Raw genomic sequence first — 20,939 nt, forward strand, 5'->3', positions numbered from 1 at the left:
TCGATGGCGGCTACACCGCGCAATAGCCGCAAAGGCACAAACGGCTCTCGATTATTGATCTACACCGCCAGATCGCCGGCCACGAACCAGCTCGCACGAACTAGACCCCGACTACACCGGAGACCTGCAGTCGTATTCGACGGTAGGTCTCCCCCGATAGTCACAGCCACTCGGTCGCCTGTGCATGCCGGCCCAGCACCGGCCACTTGTTCTCCAGCGTCACCGTGCCGCTCGTATCGTCTCCTCAGTTCCGTTGTCAATCTCGAGGAGAACATGATCGTCCGCGTGGTCAGATTCCACATAAGGATCAAGATGCTCAAACGACAAATGTACGGACGCGCTGCATTCGACTTGCTCCGCAAACGAATACTTCTCAGTCGCTGACACATTCAGGACCGACCACGGAAAGTTGTCAGTGGCCATGAAAAAGTACCCACGGGTGGCCAAGTCGAAGTCCCCACTGGTGGCCAGATAAAAGTCCCCACCCCGTGCTCGTCGTGTCAACCAGGAACTCTGGGCCCGCGTGGTGACGGTGAAGGTGCCAACCACACACCACTGCACCATCTCAGATCAAGCGAGCTCAACAACTTGACGGCGCCTTCTGCGGCCGTTGAGCCCTTTGTCGTGAGGGACAATACGATCTCGTCGATACTGGTCAAGCGTCGTTTATACTTCTTGACGATCTGCGGCGCGAGCGAGGAATCGGCGTCCTGGGTACCTCGATCTGCTCCGGTCCGATCTCGGTGAACACCGTCTTCGCACGCGGGCCGTTGCGGGAGTTCCCAGTGCCGCGACCGGCCGCATCGTCTCCCCGTTTGTTGGCGACACGACATGGCTCGCCTCGGTTCGAGACGAGACATGCCACATGTTCTAGCGTTCGGGAACGCGTTACTGGGCGTCAGTAGCGTTCGGATTTTGCGGCCAGGGGTGATTGTCCGGTCTGCACAGCAGGCCGTTGCCCGTCTGCTCCATTGTTGATGCTGCTGGCTTCGTCGAGAGATAAGCCAGTGGTCTCTGGGGCCCAGATGATGGACACCACGCCGCCGAATATCAGAATCGCAGCTGCGATCAGCATCGTGCCACCGATTCCAAGGTGATCGAGCGACAGGGGGACGAGAAAGACGCCTACTGCAGAGCCGACGCGTGTCAATGCCGTCACCATGCCCACTGCGGTTGCACGGATGGCAGTGGGAAACAGTTCGTTGGGGTAGACCCATGTCAGCACCTGGGGTCCGCCGTTAAAAACCGCGAAACATGTGAACGCGGTAACTACAACGAGGGGCGAGGCCTCGGGAGCCAGACCGAGAACTAGTAGGGCGAGTCCAGCAAGGATCGAGCCCCAGATGACCATTCGCCTGCGTCCGGTCTTGTTGATGACCAACAACGCTGACACTACCCCGATGAGAAACAGGAATTCGAGCACAGCGGATCCGATGTTGTCGGATATGGATTCCAAGCCGAACGCTCCGAGGATCTCGGGCCCGAAGGTGTAGATCGCGAAAACTGGGATGTTGGAACAGGTGTAGAAGACTACGACGTAGACAAGACGTCCGAGGTAGCCACGTCGCAGGAGGTCACGCCACGTGCTGGTGCGACCCGCGTCCGGGGCGATGTCTGCGACGGTCACATGTCCCCCGTACACCCGGGTGAGTACCTGTTGTGCTTCGCTCTCGCGCCCTCGGCTCAGCAGCCATCGAGGAGACTCTGGGGTTCCGAGCCGCAGAAGAAGCAGGGTGAGCGCCGGAACAGCAGCGCTGGCGAGGAACCAGCGCCAGCCGTCATCGCCCAGGTGCCTGAGCATGACGTCGCCGACGAAGTACGCCGCCGCTGCGCCGATGAAGAACATGCATACGAGGCCGCTGAGAAATTGTCCTCGGTATTTTCGGGGCGAGAATTCGGTAAGCAGAGATGATGCCATCGGGTAATCGGCCGCCACGCAGGCGCCGAGGAACAGTCGGGCAACGAGCAGCATCCATCCTTCGGTGACGAAGAACTGGGACACGGAAATTGCTGCTATCAGTCCCAAATCGAGGGTGAACATCACCTGTCGCCCGAAGCGGTCGGTAAGGAAGCCTGATACGGCCCCCCCGAAGAGCATGCCGATCAGGGCGCCGGCGCCGATCAGCCCTTTCATCACAGTCGATAGTTCCAGTTCGGGACCAGCGGCGACCAACGCAACCCCGATGCTGCTCAAGATGTAACCGTCAAGGAATGGACCGCCTGACGCGTACAGCGCCAAGCGTTTGTGGAATCCGGACAGCGGTGCGTCGTCGAGAGGGTGGGGCTTCACGGTAGATCTCCTCGTAGGAATGGGTGCCGCACTGAGCCGGCTAAAGCCAATCGGTCGAACCGCGCTTCAGGCAGTAAACGAAACGACTAGTGGTCTAGCCACTATGGATAGTATGCTTTGTGGCCGACGGCACAAGCCGTTTCGGAAAATTAAAAAAACAGTGACCCGACGCACCTACCGGGAGCTGGATCATCAACAGGGAGAACATATGTCGTTAACAGGATCGTTATCGCAGACCGTCAGCGATGTGGACACTGCAGCAATGTTTGGACCCAACTTCCCCAAGGCGGCATCAACGCCGTTCGTGCTGGGCCTGGCGGAAGTGGCATGCCACAACATCGTTGCCGGTGAGCTGCAAGACGGAGAACTCACTGTGGGCACCGCCGCTACGATCGAGCACTTGCTGCCCAGTGCGGTAGGAGCAACGTTGACAGCTCGTGCGACACTCGTCGAGCGCGACGGCAGACGCCTTCACTTCACCGTCGAGGTTTTCGATGGCGACAATGTGTGCGCGACCCTGACCCACAGCAGAGCTGTAGCTCAGGCGCAGAAGATCGCCGACCGCCTCGCCGCGCACGGCGGATGATGTCGGCTATCGGGGGGTAGAGTGATAGCGGTCCGACCACTTACGCACTAGGGAGCCGAACTCGTGCCAGCGAAACCCACCACGGAACCACGCCGGCAGTTCGCTCCGGCCAAACGAGTGCGTGCGTACGAGAGCATTGTCAAACAGATCGAGGACGCGATACTGAGGGGCGAGCTACGGCCAGGTCACAGGCTCCCAAGTGAACGCGAACTCACGACGGAGTTCGCAGTCAGCCGCACCACAGTTCGTGAGGCTCTGCGGGTATTGGAAAGTTCCGGACTGATCCAGTCACGCCAGGGCGACCCTACGGGAGGTGCGGTGGTGCAGGAATTCTCACCTACTGCCTTGAACCGATCGCTGACCACCATGGTCCATCTCGAGCACTTCGACCTGGCGGATCTACTTCAGTTCCGCATGTCCATCGAAGGATCGGCCACATTTCTCGCAGCGGTGGCCCACACGGCCGAACAGCTGGAGAATATGAAAAAGGCACATTCCGAGGCTGCCAGTGCAATTAGATCAGGGTACGAAGCGTTCTCTGCGGCGGACGTAAAATTTCACCAAGCGGTGGCTGAATCCGCGAACAGCGGATTACTGAAAGTATGCAACGATGTCGCGTGCGGCGTGGTCATGAACCTGATTGAAATCAAACTCAAGGCATCCTTCGACGTCGAAGAAATGATGATTGACAGCTGTCGTCGGCACGGATTGGTTCTCGAACAGATCGAACAAGGCAATGGAGCTGATGCCGCCAGAATGGCGCTTAAGGACATCATCGAGCATTACGGCCGGTTCATCCCAGACGACCGTAGAGCACCGATGGAGGCATTTGCGGCACACGGGCCTATAGGCTGACGCTGGTTGAAGGCCTTTCACATCCGATCATCGCCGCTCGTTAGCCTCGATCGCGTACGAGATGTCGCCGGCGATCTGAGAGGTTCACCGATCATGTTTGCCACATCCGAATCTATGTTCGGATGTGGCAAACCGACCTGTGTGTAGTTGAGATGCTGCCGGATTCCAATTTCCGGAGTCGTGTCCTTTCCGCTCGTGCCAACGTGATTCGCCGGTTCAAGTCGGTTTCGGTAGCGCGAGTCTAGCCAACACCGCAACGACAAGGCCGGACCACGATGCCCGGCCGGACAATCACAGACGCGTTTTCCTCGCATGATGGGCGACGCGATCGGTGATCGAAAACAGTCGCTGATCGCGCGGTCCCGGTCGGTGCGGCGGGCTGTGAGCAGTCAGTCGTAGGTCGACACTGATCTGGTCCGCTCCGCGGACGTACGTGCACGTTGGTGCGCATCCGTGTTTGATCGGCGATGATCCGAGCATCTTTCGCGTCGGTCATACCGTCGCCACGGTAGGTGGCTGCCGCGCGGTGCACGATCCGTCCCGGGATATAGAACAACTGCTGGGAGTGGGTGCTAAGGAAGGCGATCAGTAGTGCCGCGCCACCGGAGCCCAAGATCCGTTGCCGCGCAGACGTTGTCGTCGTCTGCGATCCCTACAACTGTTTCGATGAGATCTTCCGGTGAGAAATAGTCCAATCTTGTGGCTCGGCGTCGTCGGCGATCGTCGCGACCGCCTTGTCTATATCCTCGGCGTTATAGATCTTCTTCATCGCTGCCAATGCACGCCGGCGGGCTGACTTCGGTAGCGCAGCAGGCACATTGACTTTCTTGGGGAACCAACAGCGCTGCGACCGGGTCGCGGGGAACACTTCCCTCAACGCCTTCCGGAACCCCCAGTGCGCCGTCCCCGACCACCAGCACCGGGGCCCACATCCCTCGGCGGCGGCAGTCGCGCAGCAGGTTCACCCAGGACTGAAGTCGATTCGCGGAAGCCGTCGGCGAGGGCGACGAGCTCCTTCCGACCGTCTGCACAGACCCGAGCATCACCAGCAAATAGTTCTGGAAGCGTTGCCGAGACCAGATCGCGTCCTGCTGGGCGCGGGCTAGGACCCGAATGGCCAACGCGGCATCGGTACGCACGGTGTTCGCCAACATCACCGCATCGGCGGCATCGGACTTCGATCCGAAGACTGAAATGTCGGGCACGGTACCAGCTGCTGTGCAGGCGGCGTTGAACTGCCGCAGTAGCGACATCAGACTGATTCCCATCGCCGCTTCGATCTGCGGTAGCTGACGACGTGCCGGTACGCGCATGATCTCCCGCAGCCGTTCGACGTCGCGGTAGATGAATCTGGAGCCTCAAACGAACCCTCGCAAGAAAGCTCCGCCAGACGAGCTGATCCATTGCACACAGCCCGGAACCCCACTCAGACCGTGCTCGGCGTCGCCGTATTTGTAGATCATCCCGTAACCATGTTGCGGTTTGTCAACGTCGGATGAAAAGTGATCGGTGATCGTCGGACGAAAATTCACCACCCGGCTTGGATTAATCCCTGCTGGATCGGTTCTTGGTCAGAAGTTCTCGGCGTGATCGGGTGCGATAGGAGTCACCGCTGAGGGTGAGCACTTCGGCGTGATGGACGAGTCGGTCGATCATCGCTGCGGCGACGACGTCGTCGGAAAACGTCTCACCCCATCGCCCGAACGGGAGATTGGAGGTGACCATGACCGAGCCTTGCTCGTACCGGGATGCGATCAGCTGGAAGAACAAGTTCGCCGCGTCCTGATCGAATGGGATGTACCCGACCTCGTCGATGATGATCAACTTGTAACGACGGATCTTCTTGAGCTCGGTTTCGAGCTGCCCGGCATGATGCGCGGTGCTCAACCGCGTGATCCAGTTGCTGGCAGTATCGAACAGGACGGAATACCCGGCGTAGGCGGCCTTGACTCCGAGTCCGATCGCGATGTGCGTCTTGCCGATACCAGGAGGCCCAAGCAGGATGACATTTTCCGCTTTCGGAACGAACATTCCAGTCGCCAAGTGCGCCAACACATCACGTCGCAAGCTCGGCAGATGATCGAGATTGAAGTCCTCGAGAGTTTTCACTGCCGGGAAGTGCGCCGTGCGGATCCGCATGATCGTGCCCGCCGACTCACGATCAGCGAGTTGGCGACCCAATACTGCAGCGAGGTATTCCTCGTGCGACCAGTTCTCGTCGCGGGCATGATCGGCGAGCTCTTCCCACACTCGCCCGATCGTTGGAGTCTTCAATACTCTTGTCAGATAAGCGATCTGGGACGGAACCCCATCCGCTGGCGGTGCCGAGACGGTTTCGGTGGCTTTCTTCTTGGTTGCAGTTGTCATGATGTGGTCCTCACTGTTGTCGGGGTGGATTCGAAATCGACGCCGAACAAGGCGTCGTAGTCTGGCAATGCCCGCAACGAGACGGGATGCCCGTCGATGTGCCGGCGTGTGGCCGCTGCTGTGCGGCGGCGGCGTTCGTCCGCCAATCCGCGGCGCAGTTGCGCGGCAACACTGACGTGATCGGGATCGGTGACGACCACATGCTTCGCCCACGATCGGTCATGACGAGCCACGATCTGTCCGTCGCAGCGTGCCACCACACGAGTCGGGCTGGCGCTCACATCGACGAACCGGCCGATCACTCGCGGATCGATCGAATAGTCGGCGCCGTCGACACGCACGTAGTAATCCCGTGCCAACCGGATCCGGTGCGTGAGTCCGATCGCCGGAATGACCGGTGGCAGTTCGATCATCGCCGCAACGTCGGTGGCGAGCAGATCGACCGGTCGGCCACCGATCGCCCTCACAGTGCGAGTATTCGCCCGTGTGAGCCAGTCATGGAGTTGAGTGTTGAAATCAGTCGGTGAGGTGAAGCGTCGGCCAGGCAGAAACGAGGTCTCCAGGTAGCCGTTGGCGCGTTCGACCATGCCCTTGTATTCCGGGTCTCGCGGTGGCGCCAACTGGATCCGGGTCGCTAAGGTTCCGGCAAACGCAGCAGCAGGTGTGGTGACTTTCCCGGTGCCGCCGATTGCTGACTCTCGGTCCCACACCAGCGTTTTCGGGACCTTACCCAACCCTGAGATTAGTTCCCACATCCCCGACAAGATGTCACCACCTTGCCTGGACGGGATCATCACTGCCGAGATGAACCGCGAGTATCCCGACGTCATCACCAACACCGGCAGTACCCGTTCCTGACCGCCACCGACCGGCACCACGGTCTCGGGAAACCACAAGTCGCACTGCGCGATCGCGCCAGGCTTGTAGACGAAACGATCCACCGGATCGACACCCACGTACTCCGGACGGATCTCACGAATGCGGTCCTTGATCGTGGTGATCGAATGCTGCCACCCGATGCGCTCGGCGATCACCGTTGCCGGCATCCGAGGGAATTCCGACAACAGTGCCCGCACCTGCGGCTCGACTGTATCGGCGAGGGTGCGTTGCGGTTTTCGTTGATACTTCGGAGGACGATCCGATGCCAACGCCGAGCGCACGGTATTGCGAGTCACCCCCAACCGCCGCGCGATCTCGCTGATCGACAGGCTCTCAGCCCGATGCAAACGGCGGATCTCCGCCCAATCTTCCACTGAAATCACCCCACCACACTCACGCAAGGTGGTTAATTTTCGTCCGACGACATCCGTTCAGTTTTCACCCGTCGTCGACACGGTTCTAGATGCAGGAAGGAAGCAATCCCCAGGCAATCCTTCGCGAGCTGCTCGAAAAGTCAGGCCCGCCGCAGACTGCCCCACTCCTCATAGTTCACGGTGAACATGGAGCATTCCTTTCGCACACCATAGTTGCTCATCCATGCATTTATGAACTCGTAGCGGGCGCCCTGAAGCCGCAGTACCCGTGCAGGTCAAGTCCTGCAAACCAGCTGAACCAGCCATTGCAGCCCTGGGCCGGTTCGACCCAGGGCCGCATCATGTTGCAAATTGAGACAATAACCGCGGTCTTTCGATCGAGCTCAGTTAGCTGGGCTCCTGGCCGAACAGTTCCTCCACAACCTCTGGGAGTCTCTTGAGATCAGGCATCTCGGCTGCCACGAGTTCGGCCGGGTAGTTGGTATTCTCGCGGTTGATGTAGATCGATCTGATGCCGACGCTATCCGCGGCTTCTACATCATGGAACAAACTGCATGCGACATGAATCCAGGTGGTGCAGTCCGTGCCGGTTCGGTCGCGAAAAGTCTCGAAATGAGGGGCGGCAGGTTTGTAACTTCCGATGTCCGAGCTGGTCACGATCTCATCGATCCCCACTTCGAAGCTTTCCAATGTGAGCAACAGCATTTCGCGGTCCACGTTCGAGAGTATGCCCAGTCTGTAACCCCTGGCTTCCAACGCCTTCAACGCTTCGTTGGTGTCGGGAAACATCGGCCAAGTCGGCAGTGTTCTGCCGAGTACGTCCAATTGTTCCTCGTCAAGTTCGATCTCGCATCGCTCAGCTGCTCGACGGAGACCTTCAGCGAGTACCGCTCGGTACGCCCACTCCGGGTGTTCGGTCTGGACATTCGGCTCGTGGCGGTGGTACTCCGTGAGCAGCCGGTCGGCATCGGTACCTGCGACACTATGAAGAGCTGCTGTCATGCCGGACCGCCAATCGACCAGGGTTCCGTAGCAGTCGAAGGTCAGCCATTTCGTCGTTGTCATAGTTCACCGCAGTCGGCGACAGTGCCTCGTTCGAGTTTTGGCGCGAGTTCCTCACCAGCCCAAAAGACCGCAAAAGCGTTGCGGCACTGGAGAAAGACGTCTGGATCGACAACTGGAACCAGAACCCGAAACCCTTCGTCTGGCGCAAGACCGCCGAAGAAATTCTCGTCTCCTCGCCAATATATATCGAAGATTCCAGAACCAGCACACTAGTGCAACGCAAGTCCACGCGGCTGTACCACATGTGTTGTTGCTAGCTCACTAACATACGTATGGGGCTTGGGGTGTATCTGGCGGTCGTGATTGATTCTTGTTCTCGTCGGATGCCGACAGCGCACAGAGCTGCTATCGCAGCACCTCGACGCTGGTTCCGGCTGTTCCTCTTACCTATCGACCTCGGCCGCCAATCGCGCCAGGGCCCCGATGTCCGCGGAACGACTACCTGCCGGCCACGCCAGCACCGTGGTGACCGCGGCGGCGTCGGTGACCGGGATCGCCACATGTTGTGGCCACTGCCACGCACGACTGGAGGCAGGAATTACCAAGAGCGCCTTGCCCAATGCGACTAGCTGGGCTATAGCCGATTGGGTACGCACCTCCGGCCCAGGACCCTCCGGGTAGCTGCCGTCAAGTTTCGGCCACCGGGCCAACGGCAGATCGGGGATATCTCGAATCAGGGAAAGCGTGACATGCGTCCGCGTCGCGAGAAAGTGGCCCGCAGGAACAATGGCCACCTGCCCCTCGGCGAGCATATCTTCGGTGTCGAAGCCGTCGAGATCATCGACCGGCCGGTGCATGATCGCCACATCGGCCCGGCCACCACGCAGCAGCGCCGCCTGCTCCCCGACCTCACACAGCAGCACCTCGATATCAGGAATGTCACTCCGCTTGGCAGCCTCCTCAAGCAGCCGTTGCAGCAGCTCAAGGGACGCACCTGCTTTCGTCGCAAGCACCAGCTGTCCCCGAGGGCTTCCGGCTCGCCGAGTCCGGTGAGCCGCAGCCTCGACCGCCTCGATCACCATGCGCGCCTCGCTCACCAGGACCCGTCCGGCGCCGGTGAGCTCGACGCCGCGACGGTCGCGCTCGAACACCTTCACGCCGAGCCTCGACTCGAGTCGCTGGATCGCACGCGACAGCGGCGGCTGCGCGATACCGAGCCGGTCTGCAGCCCTACTGAAGTGCAGCTCGTCGGCAACGGCGAGGAAATACCGGAGCTCACGCGTTTCCAGATCAGACACGTCCACCACGATACCTCTGATACTCCCCGGGTATCACAGAAGAGGTGATCGGTCTTGGACAGCACGACCCCACGCGGCGACAATCAAGAAGTGAACACCACCAAGACAGCGCTGGTCACCGGCTCAAACAAGGGAATCGGCTATGCGGTCGCACATGAACTCGGCACACAGGGGTTCCGCATCGCGCTCGGAGCCCGCGACGACGCCCGCCGCACCGACGCTGTGGCTCGTCTCCGCAACGACGGTATCGAGGCCTTCGGCGTTGCCCTCGATGTGACCTCCGACGCCAGCGTCGCGGCAGCAGCAGCCACCATCGAGCGCGAGGCCGGCAGGCTCGATGTGCTGATCAACAACGCCGGCATCGGCGGCCGGACCGATGACGGCGCGCAAGACCCGACCACGATGGATCTCGATGTCCTGCAGCACGTCCTGGAGACCAATGTTTTCGGTGCCATCCGGGTCACCAATGCCGTTCTCCCACTGCTGCGGCAATCCGACTCACCGCGCATCGTCAACGTGTCCAGCAACATGGGCTCCCTCGCACTACAAACGGGCCCCCAGATGGCCGCCTATGCGCCGTCGAAAACCTTGCTCAACAGCATCACCGCCCAGTACGCCCGGGCACTGTCGAACACGAACGTCGTCATCAACGCGTGCTGTCCCGGTTATGTCGCCACCGACTTCACCGGCCACAACTCGGGCCGCTCGCCAGAGCAAGGTGCCGCCATCGCCGTCGCACTCGCCACCCTCCCCGACAACGGACCCCGAGGCGGATTTTTCGACGACGCCGGCCCCATCCCCTGGTGAACAGATTGTGACGATCCAAGGCGCGCAGAAACTTTCGTCTTCGAAATTGTGTTTCGGATTTGCTCTCTACCAGTTGGAGCACTGACGGCAACGGATTAATCGACTGGACGACCCTGGCGGCCGCGTCGATCCGGTTCCACTGGGAAGCCTTTGAGCTGGTTTGCTTCCTCAACAAGGGCAACGACAACCAAGACTGTGACAAGGAGCGCGCTGACAATCATGCCTGGCCAGGCACCGCCGACGAGTCCGATGGCTGCGCATGCGAGCACTCCACTTATCAGGGGACGACTGAGGGTGCGTGTGACCCGAAGCCGAAGCGCTGTTTGGGCCACGAGATAGACAGCGGGGCCGCCAATGACGGCGATCATCTGCGCAGACGATAAGCGGTCTGTGGGGTGTGCGATGACCAACTCGTCACCGACCGCCGTCAGAATGATGCCCGCGATGATCAGAACGTGCCCGTAGGTGTAATAGTCGCGAGCCAACTGTGTGCGAGCCGATGATTCAGCAAGCGCGTGTCGAGCAATCTCGCGGGTCGCGGTGAAGTACAACCACCACAAAGCCGCAGTCCCGACGAACGCTCCACCGAACGCTATCACGGTCATCACATCGAGTTGAAGATGGGCCACTGTGGTACCCGTGATGACAATCGTCTCTCCGAGGGCTGCAATGACGAAGAGCCCGAACCGTTCGACGAAGTGATCGGTGGCGAGATCCCATGTCTCCCCCGCCAGCCGAGGCCGGCCGGGGACACGGAAGAAGACCAGCGGCGCAGAGAAGTCGAGCGCGAGCGCAATGATCCACAAACCTACGCGTGCGACATCAGTTGTCAGGGCACCCGCAATCCAAAACACGCCGGCGGCAATTAACCAAGTGAGGATCCGGCCAGCACGCTCACGCTCGAGCGTGCCCTTCTCGGCGACCACGAACGTCAGAAAGAGGTGCCGACCGACCTGGATCGAGACGTAGGCGCCAGCGAACAGCAGTCCTTTATCGCCGAAGGCCTCCGGGGCAGCTATCGCCATGATCAGACTTGCGAGCATCAGCGCGATCAGCAGGATGCGCACGGCGTTGGTTTCCGGGTCGAGCTCGTTGGTGGCCCACGTGGTGTAGTTCCACGACCACCAGACCGCGAGCAGGATCATCACCGCTCGGCCAGCGCCTGCCAAGGTCAGGTGCTCGAGTAAGAGGTGTGAGACCTGACTGATGGCGAAGACGAACACGAGGTCGTAGAACAACTCCAGCGGCGCCGCCCGTTTGCTCTCGGGGTTGTCGCGGCGTTGAGCCTGCCGTGTCACCAGGGGAGCACGCCGGCGCGGTCGGTGACCGTGCCCGTGGGCGTGTCGGGTCCCAGGGTGGCGATGCGAACAGCCGCCTCGGCTCCGTCCTCGACACTGTGCCCGATCCGGCCGGTGAATTCGGTTGCGGTCTGGCCGGGATCCACCGCGTTGAAGCGAACATCGGGGATCGTCTTGGCATACTGCATGGTCAGCATAGTGACCGCACTCTTCGACGAGCCGTAGGCTGCGAGCGGGTACTGCGACTCGACTTGTTCGGGATCCTGGGTCAGCGTGAACGACCCGAGGCCGCTGGTGACATTGATGACCGAGGGGGTGCTCGCAGCTCGCAGAAGAGGCAGGAATGCGTGGGTGACGCGCACCAGGCCGAAGACGTTGGTTTCGTATACGTGGCGGATCTGGTCGGCAGTCATGTCTTCGGGTGCCGTGACTTCACCGAGAATTCCGGCGTTGTTGACGAGGATGTCGAGGTGCCCGGCTTGCCTACGCAGCGTCTCGACTGCAGCGTTGACCGACGCGTCGTCGGTCACGTCCAGTTGGATGAAGTGCGCACCGAGCCGGTCGGCGGACGCACGGCCGTTCTCGGCGTCTCGGGCTCCGATCCAGACTGTCTGTCCGGCCTGGACGAGGCGGCGTGCCACTTCGTGGCCGAGGCCCCTGTTACCGCCGGTGATCAATGTCGTGGTCATAGTTCTCTTTCTGGTATGTGGTGGTGCCGCTACCCTGCACGGAGAAACACGCGGAGCACCAGCGACTTTCGTGGTGGCGGTAAGACTTGTCGCCACCCGGGATGGAAGGGGACCGCCGACGAGGACCCTTCTAGTGATCGGGCCGAAAGGGCAGCAGCAAACGAATGCCGTCCTCGATGGAACCGTCGATCAGTTCAAGCATCTGCGGGACGAGTTCCTGCATGCGCGGTGCGCTCAGGTGAGCGTCGAGCAGCTCGTGGTTTTCCCAGCGCTCGTAGATGATGAACGTGCCGGGCTCGCCGGCGACCTCGTGCGCCTCGTAGTCGATGTTGCCGGGGTCGTTCCGGGACGGCGTGACGGCCGCGGTGATGAAGGCCTTCAGGTCAGCCTCCTTACCGGCTTTTGCGTGCGCTTCCCAGATCACGGTCACGTACCCGTTGGGTGTGGCAGTCATGTTCGGTTCTTCCGTTCGTTGAGGGGTTCCGGCCGAGCCCGCGCCAAAGGCTGGCCCGACCGTTATTTGTCTGGTGGTGTTTCCTGGTCAGCTCTCGACGAAGGCAAGTAGGTCGGCGTTGATGGTCTCGGCGTTCACCGTGCACATTCCGTGGGACAGGCCCGGATAGACCTTCAGGGTTGCGTTCTCGATCAATGTCACCGCCAGCTCCGACGAGTCGGCGATGGGAACGATTTGGTCATCGGTGCCGTGCAGGAGAAGCGTGGGAACGTCGATCGCCCGGAGATCCTCGGTGAAATCGGTCTCCGAGAAGGCTTCGATGCCGTCGTAGTGCGCCTTTGCGTTACCTGCCATTCCCTGGTTCCACCAGTGCAAGATAGCGCCCTGAGATGGCTTCGCACCCGGTCGATTGAACCCGTAGAACGGTCCGGACGCGACGTCGAGATAGAACTGGGAACGGTTGGTAGCCAGTCGTTCCCGGAATCCTTCGAACACTTCGATCGGCAACCCAGCCGGGTTCGATTCGGTCAGGACCATGGTCGGCGGGACTGCTCCGATGAGGACGACTTTAGCCACTCGGCCGGCGCCGTGCCTGGCAACGTAACGAGCCACCTCTCCGCCACCGGCGGAGTGGCCGACGTGCACGACGTCGTTCAGGCCTAGGTGCGTCACGACGGCGGCGGCATCCGAGGCGTAATGGTCCATGTCGTGTCCGTGCCCGACATGGGTAGAGCGCCCGTGCCCGCGCCGGTCGTGCGCGACGACACGGTAGCCGTGGCGGGCGAAGAACAGCAGCTGAGCGTCCCAGTCATCCGAACTCAGCGGCCAGCCGTGGTGGAACATGATCGGCTGGCCGGCGCCCCAGTCCTTGTAGAAGATCTCGACTCCGTCGTCGGTGGCGACGAAGGGCATGGTGGGCTCCTCCCGTTCGGCCCGGTATCGGGCGAATTCTTGACTCCACCAGCGTCGCTCGAGCGTGGTCGTGACAGCTTCGGTCAGTTGACTGCCATTTCATGGCCGTTTACTCAAGTGCGATCCGCTGCAGCCGGACGCCCCGCCCGTGGAACCCACTATCGGGTGGTCGGCGGCTCAGGTGGAAGAGCTTCGAGGGCGTCTCGGAGGGCGCCACGGGATGTGATCCCCAGTTTCGGAAACAACCGATAGAGATGTGACGAGACCGTCCGCGGCGACAGGAAGAGCTGCGACGCGATCTGGGGATTCGACAGCCCCGTCGCTGCGAGCCGAGCGATCTCCATCTCCTGTGGTGTGAGGCTTGTGCCGGCTTTGCCGCGGGAGACGCGTGTCATCCCGGTGGCGCGGAGCTCGGCCTTCGCCCGTGCCTCCCAGGGCCGGGCGCCGACCCTCCCGAATTGGTCACAGGCAGCCTTCAGCTGTGTCCGGGCGTCACGGGTGCGTCCTCGCCTGCGCAGCTCCTCGCCGTACGCCAGACGCGCACGGCCTACCTCGAACGGCCAGTGCTCGATACCTGGCAGCGCGAGCGCCTCCTCGAACCGCTGGACTATGTCGTCGGGCTCCGACGTCATAGCTGTAGCCGTCGCCACGCTCAGCGCCCATCGTGGTGACAGGCGCGCGACACCCGACGCACGCAGCGCGTCGGCGTGCCGCCGCGCCTCCGCACTGTGCCCCGTGCGCAGTGCCGACTCGACGAGATCCGTTGCGGACCAGAGGGCTTCGGGGTTGAAGGGCGGCAGCGAGCCAGGTGGACAGATCGCCGTAGCGTGCCGGAAGGCTGTGTCGAAGTCAGCGGCGCCGATGGCAGCGCGGGCCGCAGCCTGGTGAGCGCAGTTCTCCAACCGCCGTAGTCCCCTGGGCCCGGACCAGCTCCAGATGTCCTGACAGTGGGCACGGCACGCATCGAGATCCCCGCGCTGGGCGTCGACCATCGCCGCGACGTAGCGGCCGACTTGACCGAACAGGCGATAGCCCGTCTCCTCGCACAGCACGATGAGCTCTGCGGCAGCGTCGGCCGAGGACTGCCACCGGCCGCGGTACAGGTCGTCCAGAGCAACGAACATCATTCCGGGCATGCTCGCTCCCATCGCGTCGTCATCGCCGACAATGCGAGAAACAGCCTCGCGGCAGCCTGGGAGCCGGTCGAGGTACGAGGCGGCCAGGGCAGTGCGGATCACGACGTCGGCATCGGTCTGGTCTTTCAGTCGCAAGATCTCGTGGTCCAGTCGACGGAGCATGTCGTCAGTGACGGCCCCTGGAGCATAGTGAATGCGGGCCACGGACACTGCTGCCGCGGGCGAATCGTCCGGAAGCTGTCTGAGAATCTCGATCAGGGGCTGCCAGTGTTCGTCGCGTCCCGAGTAGTGGCTGGCGAGGGTCAGGGTGAAGAGTGCAGTCTCGAGTTCGCCACGCGGCGGGTCGGACGGGACCAGGGCCTCTTCGATCAGCTTCATCAACAACGCGTGGGCGGTATCTGCATCGCCTTCGGTGACGAGCACGAGAAAGGCTGCGGCTGCGGCCGTTGTCGGTGACGGCGCCGGATCCCCGTGCATCTCGCGCATGATCTCGTGTGAGGTATCCAGATGGCCCGCCACCCATGCGGCGAGGTAGGCCGCTCGGGAGAGGCGGCGCGTTCGGTTCCCAGGGTCTGGACTCAGTTGGGCAGCTCGCCGCAGACGAGCGACGGCGCCGGCAGCGTCACCGCGCTGCAGACTGCTCTGTGCCGCGGTCTCCACGACCAAGGCCACCCCCTCGTCGGGCACCGTCGTGGCTCGGGAGAGGTGGTCACCGCGGCGTTCCGGTTGCCCAATCAGCGCGTCAGCCAAGCGGTGGTGCGCGCTGCGCCGCTGCTCTCCGGTTGCGGCGTCGACCACGGCGGACCTGACCAGCGGGTGCCGAAATCGAACGGTGCGACCGTCTTCAGTGACTTTGAGGAGATGGTCACGTTCGGCAGGAGCGAGCCTGCCCAGGGTGCTCGGACCGCCGGCCGCCGCGAGGAGACCGAGGTCACCGGAGCCCTCGAGAGCCGCGAGCAGGAGTAGGTCGCGGGTTCTCTGAGGTAGTCGCGCGACGCGGAGGGCATAGAGAGCGCGGACATCTCGGCCCTGCCCGCTCGTCCACCCCGATCCACGGAGGTCCCTGGCGCCGGACGCACTGGTGGCCCCGGCGAACTCGAGCAGTGCGAGTGGGTTCCCCTGCGCTTCCCCTGCCACCGTCCGCAGGATTCGGGGAGGTAGATGAACGAAACTCCTGGAGAGCAAGTTCAGTGCGTCCGTGTCGTTGAGCGGCGCGATCTTGAGTTCGGCGAGGCCGAGGGACTGGAACAAGTCATCGGTCTCGGTGCGCCAGGCTCCGAGCAGTCCGATTCGGCGGCCGGCGAGCCTCCTGGCGACGAACGACAACGTGGATCGGCTCGCGTCGTCGAAGACATGAAGATCGTCGACGATGACGAGTAGCGGTTGCTCTTTCGCGGCCTCGATGAATAGCAATAGCGCCGCGTTCAGTACAGCGATCCGGTCGGGTGTGTGGCCGATGCCGAGACCGAGCGCGACCTTGAGGACCTCTCTCATGGCATCGGGCAAACCGTTGATCTCGCGAGATAGCGAGACGACGAGTTCGTGGAGACCAGCGAAGCTGATGTCCGTTTCATGTTCGACGCCACTGCCGCGGATGACCCGCATATCCTTCGCGAGGGCAAGGTCAGCGGTCGCGTCCAGGAGCGCGGTTTTCCCCACTCCCGGCTCTCCGGTGAGCAGGACGGCGGCTCCATCCGTCGACGCCCTGCCTACGAACTCTGTGAGCTCGGCAAGTTCGCGGTCTCTACCTACCAGTCCGGTCGGGTCGACGCCTACCCTCACCAATGTTGTCCCATCTCGTATTCGTTGTGGCCCCTGCCTGCTGCGCGAAACAGCAGCACGATCAGTCACACAATCAAGAAGAAAGTATTTCACTAACAGCACCCTGCGACCGAGCCAGAAGGCGGTATCAAACCGCATCACGGATGTACTGCGCACCATGACGATGCGACGGACACCCTCAGGTAGCGGTGCCAGGTCCCTCGCGGCTCCGCCACTGAAACCACCGCCGTTGCGGCAGCTATGCAGACGGGTTTGTCACCGCTGTGCTGTGCACAAATACTCGAAGTACATCGCCGACGATGTTCTCGGCCGAGGCAACCTCGGCGGTCAGACGACGCCTCCGCGCGACGGACACGACCGCGCATCGTCGCTACGCGGTTGGGCTGATGCCCCTGCTCGTCATTGAGAGGCCGGCTGGCGGGTGCACCCGCCAGCCGGCCGCGTCTAGCCGCACTTCCTAGTGGTTACCGGTGCCCTCAGGCCGTGAATGCCGCTGCTGTCGCGGCGGTGTCTTCGAAGAGGTGCATGCGGGTAATCTTTCCGGCCGACACGGTCAGGCGCAGTGCGACATCGGTATGAAAGGGTCGCCCAGTTGGGGCTGCAACGTGGTCGAATGCACCGAAGATGACGGCCTCGTCGCCGTCGGTGACCACGGCCTCGACCCCTACGACACTCTTGCCCGGTTCGAGCACTGCCCACAGTGCGCGGAAGTATTCGGGGACTTCGCTTTTGCGCGAGCGCTGACCGACCCAGGGTGCCAGCGCCGGGTCTCCGGGTACGAACCAGTCGATCTCCTCTGCGAACAGTTCACCCAGTCCTACTGCGTCTTGCGCACCGAGCCGTGTCAGGAAGGCTTCGGTCGTTTCTGCTGTGGTTTGTGTGGTGGCAGCCATGGGGCGTCTCGTTTCTAATCAGGGTTCCCGATCACAGTTATGTAGTGATCGATACAAAAAGTTATCACATCCGTAGCGTCCGCTATAAAATCCGGGTATGGGACGCCCACGCAACTTCAACCGAGATGCCGCTCTGGAAAAGGCGATGCTCCTCTTCTGGGAGCGCGGCTACGAGCAGACCAGCGTCACTGACCTCACACATGAGCTCGGCATAGGGCCACCCAGCCTGTATGCGGCATTCGGGAGCAAACGTGAACTCTTCGACGAGGCCGTCGCGCGCTACGAGGCCAGTCCTGAGTCGGTGACCACCGCAGGTGGTACCGGAACAACGCAACGTGAGGTGCTGCGGGCGATGTTCGACCGCGCCACGAAGGAGTATCCGAGCCAGGAACACCCGCGTGGCTGCCTCGTCAACACCGAGCCCGAGTTGAGTGGGAACCGCGGCCGGAACCGAGCGATCACGGCGGACCAGTTGCGGAAAGTGTCCGACAGCGAGTCGTCCGTCGACCCAGAGACCCTGGCCGCCTTCACACAGGCCCTTCTCGTCGGGTTGTCGTCCTACGCCCGCGACGGCGCCGACGAGGACCAGCTACGTCGAGTATGCGACCTGGCTCTGCGCGCATGTCTGCCCATTCGGGGCCACTGACAACGCAGAAGCTCGGCACCTTGAAATCGGCCGAGGCACAGTCGGTTCCGTAGCCATTCGTCACGTGACGGACCAGCCAGCCGCTTGCCGCCGAGGCCGAGGCCGAGGCCGAGTACCAAGATGATGAGGCTGCGCCGCCCGACCCCGGGCACTTGGCAAGGCATCTGCTGTGACAGATCCGGCACGACTTCGCGAACAAGGACTGCCCATGTGATGAAAGTGCAGGAAATAAGGTTCTGAACTGGGGAATCGCCGGGAAGCCTCTAGCGCCGACCTCCCGCCAGATGTTGTCGCTGATTGATTCCTTCCCGGCCAGCGAACTCCGAAAGTCCCCGGTGCGGGTTGCTCGGATCAGCGAACGCTTGCCGTACATTCCCGTCCGAGTGGGTTGCGAAGGTCAAGGACCGAGTCGTTGACATCGAAAAGACCAAACGCCTTCGGCCTGAGGTATTGAAGCTCGTCATCGACACGTGGTTGGAGTGGAACGTGCCCGGTGATGTCATGGCAGCCGCAGCCCTGGTTTGTCTTGGGTGCCTGAGGAATTGGTGTTGAGGTGCTCGCGAATCGTGCGCGGGTGAGAGCGGGACACCGTCGACAACGCTCGGGCGATGTCGCTGTAATCCTCGGCGGCCGGTGTCTGCTGGGACTGGAGCCAGCTCCGCGCCCGGGAGACGGCAAGATCGCGGTTGTCGGGATAGCCTCTCGACCAGTCGATACCGGCTTTGTCGATCCGATCGAGAACCTCGGCAGGGTCGATGATGTTGTCGCGGATCAACGCTCCGACGAACTCGTGATCTTTCTCCCGGCCTGCAATCAGTTTCGAGACACACAGGTCGATCGGGTGCAGGCACAGTCCGGTGCGCCCGTAGTTTTGAGCGTCACCGGTTCCGCTGGCAGTGAAGGCAACGAGCCTGTTCTCCCAGCCGCGGGGAAGGACCACGGTGTCCCTGTGGATCCCCTCGACATAAACGCCGTGGCGAAGGTGAAACGGCGAGTCCTCCCCTACCCAGACGTTGAGCGTGCTCACCTTCTCAGTGACATCGGCGCCGGTGGTGAAAGCGCTGGCCGGAATCATGTCGACTTCCATCGAACGTATAGCTTCTTCCGGCAGCGAGGCTTCGTCGTAGCTTCCGAGTACCGATTGAGACCCGAAGATCACCACCTGCGATTCCTCCACCCACCCGCACGCAGCGATAACTGCTTTTTCGAGGTCGCTTCGTTTCACTCGCGAGTTCTCTTGAGAAGGTCGAGTACGCGCAGGCGTTCGCTCTCGCTCAACAACACCGACAGGGGCGACATGTTTCGCATCTCACGGTCGGTCTCGGTATCGGAGACGCTGATCTTGCGAACGGTGTCGATGTCGTTGTCCGCGATGATGCGTTCCCACTGGTCCAGGCACTTGCGGAGCATGTTCCCGTGAACGTGCTCACGGTTGGTCTGCAATCTGGCGCGCACCTTGTCGGTGTTGATCGAGAGGTGTTCGCGGTCAATCTTGTCCAGGACCGCTTCGTGTACGAGTTTCTTCCGGACGACTTTCGACAGGACTGCGGACATCTGCGACTCCCTCCATCTTCGATGGACCAGTGTTGACCAGGTAAGTTGTTCGATCAGTGTATCTGTTTCGCGGACTTGGGCACGGTCATCGGAACGCCTTCGGTCAGATTCTGCCCGATCCGCCCCACTCACCATGTAATACATACAGAGGTCTATTCGTAGAATACGATAGTGGAATGTTGATCGGATACGCACGCTGCGCTTCGTCGATGGACGGCGACGAGCAAGGCCAACGCGCTGCACTCGTCGCACTCGGCGTCGATGCCGACTCCATCCATATCGACCACGGTCTGACCGGGACAGACCGGCCCAGACCTGCACTGACAGCTGCATTGTCCGCTCTCTCGGCTCGGGACACCCTCGTCGTCACGACGCTCGAACGGCTGGCTAGGTCGGTCACCGACCTCAGCGAAATCGCCACGGACCTCGCACAACGGGACGTGCTGTTGATGTTCGCCGGCACAGTCCACGACCCGAAGGACCCCATCGGAGCAACCGTGTTCGACATGCTCTCGAAAACCTTCAGCACGTTCGAGACCGGCCTGATCCATCTGCGCACGATGGAAGGAAACGCTCGCCGCAAAGCCACCGGCGGCTTCGCCGGCCGCACCCCACTCCTCGACGCAAAGCAGCAAGCAAAACTCTTCGACCTGCACTCTCGGCGCGAGCATTCCATTGCGGAGCTGGCAAAAATGTTCAACCTCAGCAAACCCGGTGTCTACAAATACGTCGCACGCGAGAAGAACCTACGCTCGGAACCCGACTCCAGCTCCACCACTTAACTGACGTCACCAGCACATTGTGAAAGGGCAAGGCATCGCGTCAGCGGTGTCGCGGCAGCACCCTGTTATCCCAAGGTGTTTGTCTGGAACTGGCCGAGGCCGACTATCGGATTCCACTTCGGGCGGCTTGGTCGGTTTCAGGTACTGAGGCCCGTAAGGTCATCCCGGCGGTCATCTGAGGTCGCCACTCGACCTCACAGGAGTACCTTCATGATTCGCGCCCGAACGCTCTCGAACGTGTCTCTTCACCGCGCGGCATTCCTGACTGCTGCAGCGGTCGCGATCTCGACTTTGGCTGGCTGCAGTGCGGGACCCAGTACCGGGGATGCTGA

At 61.7% G+C, this 20,939-nt stretch carries 20 protein-coding genes and 4 pseudogenes; 7 read left to right on the forward strand and 17 right to left on the reverse strand.

The annotated features are described in order from the left end of the window. Positions 1-599: 599 nt before the first annotated feature. Both RG2_RS32530 and RG2_RS29760 read right to left on the reverse strand, forming a co-directional pair. Positions 600-799 (reverse strand): annotated as a pseudogene (locus tag RG2_RS32530) (transposase); the annotation flags it as partial. Positions 800-898: 99 nt separating this feature from the next. After that, complete coding sequence (locus RG2_RS29760) at positions 899-2,290, reverse strand: MFS transporter (protein WP_033236884.1); 1,392 nt, start codon at positions 2,288-2,290, stop codon at positions 899-901. Positions 2,291-2,498: 208 nt separating this feature from the next. On the opposite strand from RG2_RS29760, the gene RG2_RS29765 reads away from it, so the two are divergent. From RG2_RS29765 to RG2_RS29770, 3 genes and pseudogenes are all read left to right on the forward strand, one after another. Then, a complete protein-coding gene (locus tag RG2_RS29765; RefSeq protein WP_033236883.1) occupies positions 2,499-2,876 on the forward strand; it encodes a thioesterase family protein in 378 nt (125 codons plus the stop codon). A gap of 117 nt (positions 2,877-2,993) precedes the next feature. Next, a pseudogene (locus tag RG2_RS32535) lies at positions 2,994-3,173 on the forward strand (FadR/GntR family transcriptional regulator); the annotation flags it as partial. Between the two features lie 21 nt (positions 3,174-3,194). Then, positions 3,195-3,731 (forward strand): FadR/GntR family transcriptional regulator, encoded by a 537-nt coding sequence (locus RG2_RS29770; RefSeq protein ID WP_230590423.1) that lies wholly within the window; start codon positions 3,195-3,197, stop codon positions 3,729-3,731. A 241-nt stretch (positions 3,732-3,972) separates the two neighbouring features. Here the strand turns inward: RG2_RS29770 and RG2_RS29775 are convergent, their stop codons facing one another. The 7 genes and pseudogenes from RG2_RS29775 to RG2_RS29810 all read right to left on the reverse strand — a co-directional run bounded on the left by RG2_RS29775 (position 3,973) and on the right by RG2_RS29810 (position 9,654). Further along, positions 3,973-4,344: an IS110 family transposase gene (locus RG2_RS29775; protein ID WP_072782815.1), complete on the reverse strand. Its 372-nt coding sequence runs from the start codon at positions 4,342-4,344 to the stop codon at positions 3,973-3,975. A 105-nt stretch (positions 4,345-4,449) separates the two neighbouring features. Continuing rightward, positions 4,450-4,766 (reverse strand): annotated as a pseudogene (locus tag RG2_RS29780) (transposase); the annotation flags it as partial. Between the two features lie 2 nt (positions 4,767-4,768). Then, a pseudogene (locus RG2_RS32805) lies at positions 4,769-4,955 on the reverse strand (IS110 family transposase); the annotation flags it as partial. 321 nt (positions 4,956-5,276) lie between these two features. Continuing rightward, positions 5,277-6,098 carry an IS21-like element helper ATPase IstB gene (gene istB / locus RG2_RS29790; protein WP_033236880.1) on the reverse strand — a complete coding sequence of 274 codons (822 nt, stop codon included), beginning with the start codon at positions 6,096-6,098 and terminating at the stop codon, positions 5,277-5,279. Beyond that, complete coding sequence (istA, locus tag RG2_RS29795) at positions 6,095-7,360, reverse strand: IS21 family transposase (protein ID WP_033236879.1); 1,266 nt, start codon at positions 7,358-7,360, stop codon at positions 6,095-6,097. Before istA ends, istB begins: the two co-directional genes overlap by 4 nt. A gap of 378 nt (positions 7,361-7,738) precedes the next feature. Further along, positions 7,739-8,416: an HAD-IA family hydrolase gene (locus tag RG2_RS29800; RefSeq protein ID WP_033236878.1), complete on the reverse strand. Its 678-nt coding sequence runs from the start codon at positions 8,414-8,416 to the stop codon at positions 7,739-7,741. Between the two features lie 383 nt (positions 8,417-8,799). Then, positions 8,800-9,654, reverse strand: coding sequence for a LysR family transcriptional regulator (locus tag RG2_RS29810; protein ID WP_033236934.1), 855 nt, complete (start codon positions 9,652-9,654; stop codon positions 8,800-8,802). Positions 9,655-9,744: 90 nt separating this feature from the next. On the opposite strand from RG2_RS29810, the gene RG2_RS29815 reads away from it, so the two are divergent. Continuing rightward, positions 9,745-10,461 carry an SDR family oxidoreductase gene (locus tag RG2_RS29815; RefSeq protein ID WP_033236877.1) on the forward strand — a complete coding sequence of 239 codons (717 nt, stop codon included), beginning with the start codon at positions 9,745-9,747 and terminating at the stop codon, positions 10,459-10,461. A gap of 95 nt (positions 10,462-10,556) precedes the next feature. Here the strand turns inward: RG2_RS29815 and RG2_RS29820 are convergent, their stop codons facing one another. The 5 genes from RG2_RS29820 to RG2_RS29840 form a co-directional block, all read right to left on the reverse strand. After that, positions 10,557-11,759 (reverse strand): low temperature requirement protein A, encoded by a 1,203-nt coding sequence (locus RG2_RS29820; protein ID WP_051730769.1) that lies wholly within the window; start codon positions 11,757-11,759, stop codon positions 10,557-10,559. Then, the gene (locus RG2_RS29825; protein ID WP_033236876.1) at positions 11,756-12,448 is read right to left on the reverse strand and encodes an SDR family NAD(P)-dependent oxidoreductase; all 693 of its coding nucleotides are present in this window, start codon (positions 12,446-12,448) and stop codon (positions 11,756-11,758) included. Before RG2_RS29825 ends, RG2_RS29820 begins: the two co-directional genes overlap by 4 nt. A gap of 130 nt (positions 12,449-12,578) precedes the next feature. Continuing rightward, positions 12,579-12,902 carry a putative quinol monooxygenase gene (locus tag RG2_RS29830; RefSeq protein ID WP_033236875.1) on the reverse strand — a complete coding sequence of 108 codons (324 nt, stop codon included), beginning with the start codon at positions 12,900-12,902 and terminating at the stop codon, positions 12,579-12,581. A gap of 87 nt (positions 12,903-12,989) precedes the next feature. Then, positions 12,990-13,814 carry an alpha/beta fold hydrolase gene (locus RG2_RS29835; protein ID WP_033236874.1) on the reverse strand — a complete coding sequence of 275 codons (825 nt, stop codon included), beginning with the start codon at positions 13,812-13,814 and terminating at the stop codon, positions 12,990-12,992. 158 nt (positions 13,815-13,972) lie between these two features. Next, positions 13,973-16,732, reverse strand: coding sequence for a helix-turn-helix transcriptional regulator (locus RG2_RS29840; protein WP_230590419.1), 2,760 nt, complete (start codon positions 16,730-16,732; stop codon positions 13,973-13,975). 268 nt (positions 16,733-17,000) lie between these two features. Here RG2_RS29840 and RG2_RS31980 point away from each other — a divergent pair, with 268 nt between their 5' ends. Next, the gene (locus RG2_RS31980) at positions 17,001-17,138 is read left to right on the forward strand and encodes a hypothetical protein (RefSeq protein ID WP_155276701.1); all 138 of its coding nucleotides are present in this window, start codon (positions 17,001-17,003) and stop codon (positions 17,136-17,138) included. Between the two features lie 70 nt (positions 17,139-17,208). Here RG2_RS31980 and RG2_RS29845 read toward each other — a convergent pair whose 3' ends face one another. Continuing rightward, the gene (locus tag RG2_RS29845) at positions 17,209-17,625 is read right to left on the reverse strand and encodes a nuclear transport factor 2 family protein (RefSeq protein ID WP_033236872.1); all 417 of its coding nucleotides are present in this window, start codon (positions 17,623-17,625) and stop codon (positions 17,209-17,211) included. 97 nt (positions 17,626-17,722) lie between these two features. Between RG2_RS29845 and RG2_RS29850 the strand changes: the two genes are divergently transcribed. Next, entirely contained in the window at positions 17,723-18,271 is a 549-nt protein-coding gene (locus RG2_RS29850) for a TetR/AcrR family transcriptional regulator (RefSeq protein WP_072782817.1), read from the forward strand. A 499-nt stretch (positions 18,272-18,770) separates the two neighbouring features. On the opposite strand, the gene RG2_RS29855 is transcribed toward RG2_RS29850, so the two are convergent. Together RG2_RS29855 and RG2_RS29860 are read right to left on the reverse strand one after the other, a co-directional pair. Beyond that, positions 18,771-19,496 (reverse strand): DUF6036 family nucleotidyltransferase, encoded by a 726-nt coding sequence (locus tag RG2_RS29855; RefSeq protein ID WP_174557387.1) that lies wholly within the window; start codon positions 19,494-19,496, stop codon positions 18,771-18,773. Further along, a complete protein-coding gene (locus RG2_RS29860) occupies positions 19,493-19,825 on the reverse strand; it encodes a hypothetical protein (RefSeq protein ID WP_072782819.1) in 333 nt (110 codons plus the stop codon). Before RG2_RS29860 ends, RG2_RS29855 begins: the two co-directional genes overlap by 4 nt. A 176-nt stretch (positions 19,826-20,001) precedes the next feature. Between RG2_RS29860 and RG2_RS29865 the strand changes: the two genes are divergently transcribed. Next, positions 20,002-20,607: a recombinase family protein gene (locus RG2_RS29865; RefSeq protein ID WP_033236870.1), complete on the forward strand. Its 606-nt coding sequence runs from the start codon at positions 20,002-20,004 to the stop codon at positions 20,605-20,607. Positions 20,608-20,939: the final 332 nt, after the last annotated feature.

Origin of the sequence: Rhodococcus globerulus NBRC 14531, from assembly GCF_001894805.1 — a bacterium.
GTDB lineage: Bacteria > Actinomycetota > Actinomycetes > Mycobacteriales > Mycobacteriaceae > Rhodococcus_F > Rhodococcus_F globerula.

Excerpts from the sequence above, each read along its gene's own strand:
- RG2_RS29765 (WP_033236883.1), top strand. The coding sequence starts at position 2,499 with ATGTCGTTAACAGGATCGTTATCGCAGACCGTCAGCGATGTGGACACT.
- istB (WP_033236880.1), bottom strand. The coding sequence starts at position 6,098 with ATGACAACTGCAACCAAGAAGAAAGCCACCGAAACCGTCTCGGCACCG.
- RG2_RS29800 (WP_033236878.1), bottom strand. The coding sequence starts at position 8,416 with ATGACAACGACGAAATGGCTGACCTTCGACTGCTACGGAACCCTGGTC.
- RG2_RS29825 (WP_033236876.1), bottom strand. The coding sequence starts at position 12,448 with ATGACCACGACATTGATCACCGGCGGTAACAGGGGCCTCGGCCACGAA.
- RG2_RS29830 (WP_033236875.1), bottom strand. The coding sequence starts at position 12,902 with ATGACTGCCACACCCAACGGGTACGTGACCGTGATCTGGGAAGCGCAC.
- RG2_RS29835 (WP_033236874.1), bottom strand. The coding sequence starts at position 13,814 with ATGCCCTTCGTCGCCACCGACGACGGAGTCGAGATCTTCTACAAGGAC.
- RG2_RS29845 (WP_033236872.1), bottom strand. The coding sequence starts at position 17,625 with ATGGCTGCCACCACACAAACCACAGCAGAAACGACCGAAGCCTTCCTG.
- RG2_RS29850 (WP_072782817.1), top strand. The coding sequence starts at position 17,723 with ATGGGACGCCCACGCAACTTCAACCGAGATGCCGCTCTGGAAAAGGCG.
- RG2_RS29860 (WP_072782819.1), bottom strand. The coding sequence starts at position 19,825 with ATGTCCGCAGTCCTGTCGAAAGTCGTCCGGAAGAAACTCGTACACGAA.
- RG2_RS29865 (WP_033236870.1), top strand. The coding sequence starts at position 20,002 with ATGTTGATCGGATACGCACGCTGCGCTTCGTCGATGGACGGCGACGAG.